Raw genomic sequence first — 10,239 nt, 5'->3', positions numbered from 1 at the left:
GGGCGGGTCAAGGAAATGATCAAGCCCGGGGGCTTCAACGTGGCCACGCAGGAGATCGAGGTGTTCCTCAAGACCTACCCGGGCGTGCGCGAGGCCGTGGTGGTGGGCGTGCCGGACCGGCGCCTGGGCGAGGTGGGCTATGCCTACATCGAGGCGCGTCCGGGCGTGACGCTGGAGGCAGCGCAGCTGCAGGCGTACTGCAAGGCATCGATTGCCAGCTACAAGGTGCCCAGGCACGTGGAGTTCGTCACCAGTTGGCCCCTCACGGGCAGCCAAAAGATCCGCAAGCTCGAGCTCAAGGCCAGGGCGCAGGCCACGCTCGACGAAGCGGCGGCGAGCGCGCGCGAGGAGGCAAACCGGTGATCCACTACATCCTGCGGCGTCTCGGCCAGTCAGCGATCACCGTGCTGCTGGTGACGCTGATCATCTTCGTGATCGTTCGCCAGGTGGGCGACCCGACCCACCTGATGCTGCCGCCCGAAGCCACGGACGCCGACCGCGCACTTCTGCGCACTCAGATGGGCCTCGATCGTCCGGTGGTGGTCCAGTACGGCGCCTACCTGCTCGACCTGCTTCGCGGCAACCTCGGGATGTCGTACCGCTTCTCGCGACCGGCGCTCGGCGTCGTCATGGACGCGCTCGGCCCGACACTGCTGCTGACGCTGACCTCGCTGGGATTGGCCGTGGCCATCGGCGTACCGCTCGGCGTCGCCGCCGCGGTGCGCCGCGACAGCTGGATCGACCAGTTCTCGAAGGTCTTTGCCGTTCTGGGGCAGGCCGCGCCGCCGTTTCTCTTCAGCCTGCTTTTCATCCGGCTCTTCGCGATCCAGCTCGGATGGCTGCCGACCGGCGGCTACGGCCGCTCCGTCAATCTCATCCTTCCAGCGATGGCGCTCGGCTGGTATTCGTCCGCCGGGATCATGCGTCTGACGCGGTCGTCGATGACAGAAGTGCTCGACTCCGAATACATCAAGCTGGCGCGCATCAAGGGCGTGCCCGAGCGGGTGATCGTCTACCGGCATGCGCTTCGCAACGCGCTGCTGCCGGTCATCACCTTCATCTCGCTGCAGTTCGGCGTGCTGATGGGCGGCGCCGTCTCGGTCGAGTTCGTGTTTGCCTGGCCGGGGGTGGGGCGCCTGATCCTCGAGTCGATCTCCAATCTGGACTACACGGTCGTGCAAGCGGCCGTGACCGTCGGGGCCCTGATTTTCACCAGCGTCAACCTGGCTGTGGACATCGTCTACGCCACCATCGATCCGAGGATCCGCTATGCATGAAGTCCCCTCCACGGCCGCGGTCCCCGCGGGACGGCCCCAGGTGCACCGAAGGCCGGCCGATGTGCGCGTCGAGCTTCCCACGACCGGCTCGCGCAGCATGTTCCTGTCGCGCCTGCAGTTTGGCGTCGCCGCCTTCCTGGCCCTGGTGCTGATCGCATTCGCCCTCTTTCCCGGCTTCTTCGCGCCACAGGATCCGGCGGCGATCTCGCTGTCGGCGACCCTCAAGCCACCGTCGGCCGAGCACTGGTTCGGCACCGACCAACTGGGCCGCGACATGCTGTCGCGCACCATCTGGGGCTCGCAGGTCTCGCTCTTCGTCGCACTGTGCGCCGTGCTGGTCGCCGGCCTCTTCGGCGGGCTGCTGGGCATCGCGGCAGGCTATCTCGGCGGCGTGGCCGATGCTGTCGCCATGCGGCTGGCCGACATCCAGCTTGCGCTGCCCGCGGTGATCCTCGCGCTGGTGCTGGTCGGCGCGATCGGGTTCTCGATGTTCAACCTGATCCTCGTTCTGAGCCTGGCGAACTGGGCGCGCTTCGCACGCGTCACCCGCAGCGAGGCCCTGAGCCTGAGAGAGCGCGACTTCGTCCTGCTGGCGCGGCTGGCCGGCGCCTCGCGGCTGCGCATCATCCTTCAGCACATCTCGCCGAACGTGATCAACACCTTCATCGTGCTCGCCACGCTGGACGTAGGCATCATCATCATCCTGGAGGCCACGCTGAGCTTCCTCGGACTCGGCGTGCAGCCGCCCACCGCGTCGTGGGGCTCGATGATCGCCGACGGCCGCGGCTACCTCGAAACCGCCTGGTGGATCTGCGGCATCCCGGGCATGGTCCTCATGCTCGCGGTGGTTTCGGCCAACCTGCTGGGCGATGCGCTGCGCGACTGGCTCAGCCCCAACCTGACCCGGGCATGGTGAACGACGTGCAGCCACTTCTCGAGGCCCGCAATCTCACCACCATGCTGCGCAGCCGCCAGGCCGCGGGGCGCGGCGGCGCCGGTGTCGTCACTGCCGTCGACAACGTGAGCCTGAAGGTCGGCGCCGGCCGCGCACTCGCGATCGTGGGCGAATCCGGTTCCGGCAAAAGCATCACGTGCCTGTCGATGCTCGGACTGCTGCCCTCCAACGGGCGCCTCGTGCAAGGCGAGGTGCTGTTCAAGGGCCGCGACCTGGCCCGCATGTCGCAAGCCGATCTTCAGAAGGTGCGCGGCCGCGAGATCGGAATGATCCTGCAGGATGCGATGACCTCGCTGAACCCGCTCTTCACCATCGGCGACCAGGTGTCGGAGGTGTTCCGCTACCACCAGGGCATCACCGATCGCGCGACCCTCAAACGCAAGTGCATCGAGGTGCTGGAGAAGGTCAAGATCCCCGCTGCCGAAGAGCGCCTCAACAGCTATCCGTTCCAGTTCAGCGGCGGCATGCGCCAGCGCGTGTCGATCGCGATCAACATCGCCCTGTCGCCGGACCTGCTGGTCTGCGACGAGCCCACGACCGCGCTCGACGTCACGGTGCAGCTGCAGATCCTCAACCTGCTGCGCGATCTGCAACGCGAGCAGAACATGTCGATCGTGTTCGTCACGCACGACCTTCATCTCGCGGCGCAGTTCTGCGACGACGTGGCGATCATGTATGGCGGTCGCATCGTCGAATCCGGACCGATCCGCGATGTCTTCGAGCGGCCGGTGCACCCCTACACGGTCGGCTTGCTGCAGGCGGTGCCATCGCTGGGCGCCTACGAGCGCCGGTTGGCTGCCATCCCGGGCCAGCAGCCGACGCTCGCGCGCCTGCCCCAGGGCTGCCGCTTCCAGCCGCGCTGCAAGTTCGCCGTGGCGCAGTGCGCCACGCAATACCCCGACTGGTTCGAGTGGAACGAGGGCGAACGGCGGGTGGCCTGCTGGCTCACCGAGCAGCGACTGGGCGCCTACGAATCGCCGGCGCCCGCGGCCGCACGTCACGCCGAAGCATTGCAGGAGGTCGGCCGATGAAGCGCATGGAAGACGGCGCGGCCGACGCCTACCTGAAGGTCCGCGACCTGCGCAAGGTCTACCAGATCCGCCGCGGCCTCTTCGGCCGGGCGCGGCCGCTGCAGGCGGTGGCGGGCGTGAGCTTCGATGTCCCCGCCGGCACCACCTTCGGGCTCGTTGGCGAATCGGGTTCGGGCAAGACCACCATCGCCAAGATGCTCATGCTGGCGGAGCCGCCGACTTCGGGATCGATCGAAGTGGATGGCCAGAACCTCGATGGATTGACCCAGGCCGAGCGCGATCGCTTCCATCTGGCGCTCCAGCCGGTGCTGCAGGACCCGTACAGCTCGCTCAATCCGCGCATGCGTATCGGCCGGATCATCGACGAACCCTTGCGCATCCATCGCGTTCTGGGTACCAGGGAGCGGGACGCACGGGTGCGCGAGCTTCTGGAGCTGGTCGGCCTGCCCGGCGATGCCGGACGGCGCTTTCCCCATGAGCTTTCGGGCGGCCAGCGCCAGCGGGTTTCGATCGCACGCGCGCTCGGCCTGAACCCGCGCTGCATGATCCTGGACGAGCCCGTCTCCGCGCTCGACGTCTCCATCCAGGCGCAGATCCTGAATCTCCTGAAGGACCTGCAGCAGCGCCTGGCCCTGACCTACCTGCTGATCTCGCACGATCTTGCCGTGGTGGCCTACATGAGCCAGCGCATCGGTGTCCTGTACCTCGGGCAGTTCATGGAGATCGCCGACACCGCGGACATCGTCGAGAACCCGCGGCATCCGTACACCCGCGCGTTGATTGCATCGGTCGATTCCCGCGGCGCGCAGCGCGACGGCGAAGCGCCCGTGTCCGGCGAGATCCCGTCGCCGATGAATCCGCCGAGCGGCTGCCCCTATCACACGCGCTGCCCGCAAGCGACCGAACGCTGCGCGGCCGAGAAGCCCGTGCTGCGCACGCTGGCCCCGGGTCACTGGGTCGCCTGCCACTACGCCGAAGCCCTGGTGCCGATGCGAGGGGCGACCGCCAGCCCTCGCGCGGTGCCGCCATCCGAAGTCCTGCCCGCCGGCGAAAGCCGTCCCCAACAAAAGGAAATCTCATGACATTCGATGCCCATGCCGTGCTCGACACGCCGCTGTTCAAGAAGCTCGACGAACTCGCAAAAACCAAGTTTCGCGAGCGCGAGCGCAAGACGCACGAAGAGGCATCCATGCCGATGGAAAACCTCCAGGACCTCTGGGACCTCGGCCTGCTGACGGCCACGGTGCGCCGCGATCACGGCGGTCTCGGCAGCAATGTCATGTCCAGCGATCCCGCGACCTTTCTGCAGGGCATCCGCACGGTGGCTCGCGGATCGCCGGGCACCGCGCACTGCATGCAAGTGCAGAACCACGTGGCGTGGGCCATCGACGAGATCGGGACGACCGAGCAGCGCGAGATGTTCGTGAAGCCGATGACAAGGTCGATGAAGCTCTCGTCCTTCGTCGGCAGCGAAGCCAACCGCAAGCACATGTACGTGCTGAAGACCACGGCCAAGCCGGTGGATGGCGGGTACATCGTCAACGGCAGCAAGAACTACGCGACCAACGGCTTCGAGAACGGCCTGGCGATCATCTTCGCCACCATCGAGGGCGAGACCGAGTACTTCAAGGGCCACCTGATGGTGATCGTCGAGCCCGGCATGAAGGGCGTCACCGCCAACCACGACTGGTACCGCCCGACGGGCATGCGCGCCTGTCCGAGTCCCGAGATCTACCTGGACAACGTCTTCATCCCACACACGCACGTGCTGGGCGAACCCGGTGCCTATCCCAAGGGGCGCTGGCAGGGGCGGTTCCACCTGGGCTTCGCGGCCAACTACCTGGGCGCCATCGAAGGCGCCTACGAGTGGGTCATGAAGGGCCTGAGGGAGCGCGGACGCGGAAAGGATCCGCTCGTGCAGCTGCGCGTGGGCGAAACGCAGACGATGCTGCACGGCGCGCAGGTGGTCTTCGAAGACGCACTGGCCTCCTGGACCCGCGGCGACGTGCAGGCAGCGGAGCTGGCATCCATGAAGGCCAAATCGATCTGCGCCCATGCGGCCCTCACGATGTCGCACACCCTGATCATGCTGGCCGGCTCGACCGCCCTCTTCGACGAATTCCCGCTCGGACGCCTGGTGCGCGACCTGGACACGCACGTGCTGCACGTCGGGCACGACCGCACGGCGCAGATCATCGGCGCCGCGGAACTCGGCGAGACCTTCGACTCCACACTGCAGCGCTGATCCCATGGATTTTCAGATCACCCCCTCGCAGCGCGAGATGATGGCGGCCACCGAGAAGCTCTGCCGCCAGCTCCTTCCCCTGGCTCACGAGGCCCATGCCAAGGGTACGGCCGACGCGATGAACAGCCTGCGCCGCGAGATGGCCAGGCACGGCTTGCTCGGGCTCAACCTTCCGTCGGCCTACGGCGGCCTCGACATGCCGCTCCTGGACACCCTGCTGCTCCTGCAGGTGGTGCAGAGCGTCGATTCGACGATGGGTGGATTGACGCATCGCACCTCGACAGGCGCCGTGGGCGCGGTGCTCGAGATCGGCAACGAGGAACACAAGCGGGTCTTCGTCGGCGGCGTCGCGCGCGGCGAGATCGGCATCAGCATCGGCATCACCGAGCCCGAGGCCGGTTCGGCGGCCACAGCCATGCGCACGCGCGCTCGCATCGACGGCGACGACGTGGTCATCAACGGACAGAAGATTTTCATCAGCGCCGCCCGCGACAACCATGCGACGCTGCTGTACTGCCGCTTCGGCAACACGGGCCGCGCAAGCGACATCGGCGCCTTGCTGCTGCCGCACGACGCACCGGGCCTGACGATCTCGTCCGGCACCGTGAACATGGCCGGCGAGCGCCAGTACGAGCTCTTCTTCAGCGACTGCCGGGTGCCGCGCGCCAACATCCTCGCAGAGGGCAATGCCTTCGGCAAGCTCATCAGCGTCTACAACGTCGAGCGTCTCGGCAGCATCGCACGCATGCTGGGATCGGCCCAGGCGTCCTACGAGTACGCGCTGTCGTACGTCAAGGAGCGCAAGCAGTTCGGCCGCGAACTCGCCGACTTCCAGGGGCTGCAGTGGATGCTGGCCGAGATGAAGGTCAAGCTCGAAGCCGCCCAGCTGCTGACCTGGCGCGCCGCCGCGAACACCGCGGCCGGGCTGCCGTCGCCGCTGGAGACCTCGGTGGCCAAGGTCTATGTCGCGCAGGCCGCCAAGGAAATCTGCGACGACGCGATCCAGCTCCTCGGCGGCTACGGGTACATGACCGAATACCCGGTGGAAGGCCGCTACCGCGAAGTGCGAGGCGGCTCCATCTACGGCGGCACGCTGCAGATCCACAAGAACATGATCGCGAGCCACATCCTCCAGCGCAAGAACAGCCAGTGGGCCGGAAAGGGCGGCGAATGAGCATCCGACTGGACGACCGCGAACCGGTGATCGTCGATGCGCTGCGCACCCCCGTGGGCCGCCGCGGCGGTGCACTGCAGGAGATGCACGCCTCCGCGCTGCTGGCCCAGGTGCTGGTGGCGCTGTGCGATCGCAACGGCGTGCCGCGCGAGCGTGTGGACGACGTCGTCGCGGGCTGCGCCGCGCAGGTCGGCGAGCAGGCGGGCAATGTTGCCCGCACCGCCTTGCTGATGGGGGGCTTCCCGTTCAGCGTGCCCGGCGTGACAGTCACTCGCGCCTGCGGGTCATCCCAGCAGGCGGTTCACTTTGCCGACAACCTGATTCGCAGCGGGGTATGCGACGTGGTGCTCGCCGGGGGCGTCGAGCTGATGTCGCACACGGCAGGCGGCAACGACGACACGAAGTACGGCCGCAGGTATCCCGCGGATCTGGTCGAGCGTCTTTCCATGCCGACGATGGGCGAGGCGGCGGAGCGGATTGCAGAGCGCTGGAAGCTGGAGCGTGCCTGGCTCGACGAACTGTCCCTGCGCAGCCACGCGCTCGCGGCGGCGGCGCAGGACGCCGGACACTTGGCAACGCAACTGCTGCCCGTGGCCCTTGCCAACGGGGAGCGGCTCCAGGCGGACGAGGGAGTACGCAGAGGCGGGACGCCCGAGAAGATGGCGTCGCTGCAGCCTGCCTTTCGTAGCGATGGCCGCATCACCGCGGGCAATTCGAGCCAAGTCTCCGACGGCGCCGCGGGCCTGCTGCTGATGACCGCCGCTAAGGCGCGCGAGTTCGGGCTGCGTCCCCGCGCGCGGCTCAAGGCGCAACGGGTGGTCGGCGTCGACCCCGAGATCATGCTCACGGGGCCCATTCCGGCCACGCGACAGATCCTCGAACGCTCGGGGCTGTCGGTGGCCGACATCGATCTCTTCGAGATCAACGAAGCCTTCGCGTCGATTCTCGGTTCATGGCTGGCGGACATCGGGGCGCCGCTGGACAAGGTGAACGTCAACGGCGGATCGATCGCGATCGGCCATCCGCTGGGCTCCACCGGCGCGCGCCTCATGACCAACCTGATCTGCGAACTCGAACTCCGCGGCGGCCGGTACGGGCTGCAGTCCATGTGCTGCGGTGGCGGGCTCGGGACCGCGACCATCGTCGAGCGCCTCGATTGATCGTGGCGCCGCCAAGGAGACCTGCATGACGGAAATCGACCGCAGCCTGATCGGCCAACTCTCGGAGCCTTTCACGGTGGAGGTGGAGGCCGGCGCGATCCGCAAGTTCGCGGATGCCATCGGAGATCCCAACCCGCTCTATCGCGATGCTGCCCATGCGCGGGCGCTGGGCTACCGGAACGTGGTCGCGCCACCCACCTTCCCGACCTGCTTCCGTCCGCCGAAGGAGCCGCCCTGGTTCGCACCGCTGGACCGGCGCCGCGTGGTCGCGGGCCAGACCTCCTTCGACTACGTGCGCCCCATCGTCGCCGGCATGCGCCTGAGCTGCCGCGTGCGCTTCGTCGGCGTCGAGGACAAGCAGGGCAGCAAGGGCCACATGGAGCTGCTGCACCAGGCCGTCGAAGGGCGCGACGAGAACGGCGAACTGGTCTTCACCGCGGGGCGCAGCACGGTCTACCGTTCGCTCGCGCAGGTCGAGAAGCGGAGCCTTGCATGAGCCAGGCACAGAGTGATCTCGCGATCGGCAGTCGCTTCGAGCTCACGACCGAACCCGTGACCCGGCAACAGCTGGTGCGCTATGCCGGCGCATCGGACGACTACAACCCGATTCACTACGACGAGCAATACGCGGCCGACGCCGGGCTGGGCGGCGTGATCGCGCATGGCATGTTGACCATGGCATTCATGGCGCGGGCCGCCAGCGACTGGGCCGGCGCGGGCGGTCAGGTGCGCCGCATCGCCGCGCGCTTTACGGCGCCCGTGCGGCCGGGCGATGCAGTGCACGTGGTGGGCGTGATCACCGGAATCGGCGATGCGGATTCAGCCGGCGAAGTGCAGTGCCGCATCGATGCCGATGTCGCAGGCCGGGCCGTGGCGTCCGGCGAAGCCACATTGAAGCCGGGCCGGCGCTGATTGCGCAGAGCGCGTGTCCATGACTCTCCCGAACGCATCTCTCGACTGGCGCCAGTGCACCTTCGGCGATGCACTGGTGTGGGCGGCATCGGCGCATCGCGGCCGCGAGGCCGTCGTGGTCGGTGCGCAGCGCATCGACTTCGCCACGCTCGCAGCGCGGGTCTGCGCCTTCGCACGCGGCCTGATCGAGTGCGGCGTGGTACGCGGGGACAAGGTGGCGCTCTGGATGGGCGACGGCGCCGAGTGGATGATCGCGCGCTGGGCGGTGCCCATGATCGGGGCTGTGCTGGTGCCGGTGAACACGCGTTTCCGTGCGTCCGATCTTGAATACGTTCTGGCGCAGTCGGACACGTCGACGCTGATCATGCAGGACGCATCGCGCGGGGTGGCCTACCTGCCGCTGCTGGCGCAGCTCGAACCGGCCTGGGCCGATCAGCCCCTCGGTGCCTGGCGCAGCGCGCGATTGCCGATGCTGCGGCGCGTGATTGCCGCCGCCCCCGATGCGCTGGCGGCGGGGATCTATCCGTTCGACGCGATCGAGCGGGCCGGACACGAGCGGCTCGGCGGAGCTGCCACGGACGAAGTCCTGCGCGCCGCGATGGCCGCGGTGGGTCCCGACGACGTCGCGCAGATCCTCTATACCTCCGGCACCACGTCGTTTCCCAAGGGCGCACAGGTGTGCCACGGACCGCTGCTGCAGAACAACTGGCAGACCGTTTCACGCATGCACCTCACGCCGGCGGATCGCTATCTTTCGTGTGTGCCGCTGTTCTCGGCGACCGGCACGGGCTACACCCTGTCGATGCTGCTGGCCGGCGCCGCCATCGTCATCGTCGATCGCTTCGAGCCGCGCAGCTTCTGCGAAACGGTCGAGCGCGAGCGCATCACGATCAGCTTCTTCGTCGACACGATCGTGCAGGACCTGATGGCCTTCGAAGACCGTGGCCGCCACGACCTCTCCAGCCTGCGCACCGGCACGGGCGCGCCGCTGTCGAAGGGCTCTTTCCTGTGGGCCACGCACACGCTCGGCGTGCCGGAACTGGTCGGTGTCTTCGGCATGTCCGAGACGTCGAATGCCGTGTGCCGGACGGACTGCAGCGATCCGCTGGACAAGCGTGCCGGCACGAACGGTCGCCCGGTCGAGGGGGTTCGCATCCGCATTGCCGACGTGGAGACCAACCAGACGCTGCCCAGCGGCACGGTCGGGGAGATCTGCATCGCCGGCTACGTGCTCATGAAGGGCTACTACAAGCGCCCCGAAGAAGACGCCAAGGCTTTCGATGCCGAAGGCTGGCTGCACAGCGGCGATCTGGGCGAGTTGGATGCGGAGGGCTATCTCATCTATCGCGGGCGGGTCAAGGAAATGATCAAGCCCGGGGGCTTCAACGTGGCCACGCAGGAGATCGAGGTGTTCCTCAAGACCTACCCGGGCGTGCGCGAGGCCGTGGTGGTGGGCGTGCCGGACCGGCGCCTGGGCGAGGTGGG

General features: G+C 67.7%; 11 protein-coding genes. All 11 read left to right on the top strand.

Annotated elements, in window-relative coordinates; genetic code table 11:
• Positions 1-363 (top strand): AMP-binding enzyme (locus AC1DSF_RS30280; protein ID WP_478146459.1); only part of this gene is annotated, 363 nt, incomplete at its 5' end.
• Positions 360-1,277, top strand: coding sequence for an ABC transporter permease (locus tag AC1DSF_RS30275; protein ID WP_478184025.1), 918 nt, complete (start codon positions 360-362; stop codon positions 1,275-1,277). The genes AC1DSF_RS30280 and AC1DSF_RS30275, both read left to right, overlap by 4 nt.
• Positions 1,270-2,193: an ABC transporter permease gene (locus AC1DSF_RS30270; protein ID WP_478146457.1), complete on the top strand. Its 924-nt coding sequence runs from the start codon at positions 1,270-1,272 to the stop codon at positions 2,191-2,193. Before AC1DSF_RS30275 ends, AC1DSF_RS30270 begins: the two co-directional genes overlap by 8 nt.
• A gap of 5 nt (positions 2,194-2,198) precedes the next feature.
• Positions 2,199-3,263, top strand: coding sequence for an ABC transporter ATP-binding protein (locus AC1DSF_RS30265; RefSeq protein ID WP_478184024.1), 1,065 nt, complete (start codon positions 2,199-2,201; stop codon positions 3,261-3,263).
• Positions 3,260-4,345 carry an ABC transporter ATP-binding protein gene (locus AC1DSF_RS30260; RefSeq protein ID WP_478184023.1) on the top strand — a complete coding sequence of 362 codons (1,086 nt, stop codon included), beginning with the start codon at positions 3,260-3,262 and terminating at the stop codon, positions 4,343-4,345. The genes AC1DSF_RS30265 and AC1DSF_RS30260 overlap by 4 nt, the downstream gene beginning before the upstream one ends.
• Complete coding sequence (locus tag AC1DSF_RS30255; protein WP_478184022.1) at positions 4,342-5,508, top strand: acyl-CoA dehydrogenase family protein; 1,167 nt, start codon at positions 4,342-4,344, stop codon at positions 5,506-5,508. Before AC1DSF_RS30260 ends, AC1DSF_RS30255 begins: the two co-directional genes overlap by 4 nt.
• Before the next feature lie 4 nt (positions 5,509-5,512).
• Positions 5,513-6,682, top strand: coding sequence for an acyl-CoA dehydrogenase family protein (locus AC1DSF_RS30250; protein WP_478125955.1), 1,170 nt, complete (start codon positions 5,513-5,515; stop codon positions 6,680-6,682).
• Positions 6,679-7,842 carry a thiolase family protein gene (locus tag AC1DSF_RS30245; protein WP_478184021.1) on the top strand — a complete coding sequence of 388 codons (1,164 nt, stop codon included), beginning with the start codon at positions 6,679-6,681 and terminating at the stop codon, positions 7,840-7,842. The genes AC1DSF_RS30250 and AC1DSF_RS30245 overlap by 4 nt, the downstream gene beginning before the upstream one ends.
• A 25-nt stretch (positions 7,843-7,867) precedes the next feature.
• The gene (locus AC1DSF_RS30240) at positions 7,868-8,338 is read left to right on the top strand and encodes a MaoC family dehydratase N-terminal domain-containing protein (RefSeq protein WP_478184020.1); all 471 of its coding nucleotides are present in this window, start codon (positions 7,868-7,870) and stop codon (positions 8,336-8,338) included.
• On the top strand, positions 8,335-8,754 hold the full coding sequence (locus tag AC1DSF_RS30235) for a MaoC family dehydratase (protein ID WP_478184019.1): 420 nt from the start codon (positions 8,335-8,337) through the stop codon (positions 8,752-8,754). Before AC1DSF_RS30240 ends, AC1DSF_RS30235 begins: the two co-directional genes overlap by 4 nt.
• Before the next feature lie 19 nt (positions 8,755-8,773).
• On the top strand, positions 8,774-10,239 hold a 1,466-nt coding region (locus tag AC1DSF_RS30230; RefSeq protein WP_478184018.1), incomplete at its 3' end, for an AMP-binding protein.

Source organism: Variovorax sp. 01N429 (assembly GCF_056399425.1).
This window is presented reverse-complemented; position numbering and strand designations above follow the sequence as displayed.

Excerpts from the sequence above, each read along its gene's own strand:
- AC1DSF_RS30270 (WP_478146457.1), top strand. The coding sequence starts at position 1,270 with ATGCATGAAGTCCCCTCCACGGCCGCGGTCCCCGCGGGACGGCCCCAG.
- AC1DSF_RS30260 (WP_478184023.1), top strand. The coding sequence starts at position 3,260 with ATGAAGCGCATGGAAGACGGCGCGGCCGACGCCTACCTGAAGGTCCGC.
- AC1DSF_RS30255 (WP_478184022.1), top strand. The coding sequence starts at position 4,342 with ATGACATTCGATGCCCATGCCGTGCTCGACACGCCGCTGTTCAAGAAG.
- AC1DSF_RS30250 (WP_478125955.1), top strand. The coding sequence starts at position 5,513 with ATGGATTTTCAGATCACCCCCTCGCAGCGCGAGATGATGGCGGCCACC.
- AC1DSF_RS30245 (WP_478184021.1), top strand. The coding sequence starts at position 6,679 with ATGAGCATCCGACTGGACGACCGCGAACCGGTGATCGTCGATGCGCTG.
- AC1DSF_RS30240 (WP_478184020.1), top strand. The coding sequence starts at position 7,868 with ATGACGGAAATCGACCGCAGCCTGATCGGCCAACTCTCGGAGCCTTTC.
- AC1DSF_RS30235 (WP_478184019.1), top strand. The coding sequence starts at position 8,335 with ATGAGCCAGGCACAGAGTGATCTCGCGATCGGCAGTCGCTTCGAGCTC.